The following is a 1,058-nucleotide window of genomic DNA, read 5'->3' as shown; positions in this document are numbered from 1 at the left end:
GACTGGAACACCATGGCGATGTCGCGCTTGGAGGGATGCAGGCCGTTGACGGCGCGCCCGTCGATGCGGATATCGCCTGACGTGATCGTCTCCAGCCCGGCAATGGTGTTGAGCAGGGTCGACTTGCCGCAGCCGGACGGGCCGACCAGCACCAGGAAGCCGCCCTTTTCGAGTTCGAGATCGATACCCTTGAGGATGTCGACGGCGCCGAAGCGCTTTCTGAGACCGGAGATTTCCAGGAAAGCCATGGGTTATCCTTTGACTGCGCCCGCCATCAAACCGCGCACGAAGTAGCGGCCGGCGAGGATATAGACGATGAGCGTCGGAACGGCCGCGATCATCGCCGCCGCCATGTTGACATTGTATTCGACCACCCCGGTCGAGGTGTTGACGACATTGTTGAGCGCCACCGTCATCGGCATGGAGTCACCGGTGCCGGCATAGGCCGAGGCAAACAGGAAGTCGTTCCAGATGTTGGTGAACTGGTAGATGACGGTGACAACGATGATCGGCAGCGAGTTCGGCAACATGATGCGGCGGAAGATCTGGAAGAAGCTGGCGCCATCGACCTGGGCGGCGCGCACCAGCTCGGTCGGAAAGGCCTCATAGAAATTGCGGAAGAACAGCGTCGTGAAGCCGAGGCCGTAGACGACGTGGACGAAGACCAGATTGACCGTCGAATTGCCGAAGCCGAAGTTCCAGCCGGTGGCGTTCTGCAGCGTCACCCCGAAGCGGCCAAGCGAGCCGAGGATGGTCGCCATCGGCAACAGCACCGACTGGAACGGGATGAAGCAGGCAAACAGCATCAGCCCGAACACCAGCGTGTGGCCGGGAAAACGCCATTTGGTCAGGACATAGCCGTTCAGCGCCCCGAAGAAGGTGGAGATCACGACCGCTGGCACCACCATCTTGATCGAGTTCCAGAAGTAGCCCTTGATGCCGGCGCAGGTCAGCCCGACGCAGGCCTGGCCCCAGGCCTTGACCCAGGGATCGAAGGTCGGCGCCTCAGGCAGCGCCAGCATGTTGCCGTTCTGGATCTCGTCCATCGTCTTGAACGA

2 protein-coding genes are annotated in these 1,058 nt (G+C 61.4%); both read right to left on the bottom strand.

Annotation, left to right across the window (positions count from 1 at the left end):
* A partial coding sequence (locus tag CO660_RS32355) for an ATP-binding cassette domain-containing protein (protein WP_141504982.1) occupies window positions 1–248 on the bottom strand: 248 nt, incomplete at its 3' end.
* Between the two features lie 3 nt (window positions 249–251).
* The coding region (locus CO660_RS32350; protein ID WP_097601890.1) for a carbohydrate ABC transporter permease at window positions 252–1,058 on the bottom strand (807 nt) is incomplete at its 5' end.

This window comes from Rhizobium sp. L9, assembly GCF_002531885.1.
In the GTDB taxonomy this organism is placed as follows: domain Bacteria; phylum Pseudomonadota; class Alphaproteobacteria; order Rhizobiales; family Rhizobiaceae; genus Rhizobium.
Note: the sequence above shows the minus strand (reverse complement) of the source record. Positions and strands in the feature narration are given on the sequence as shown.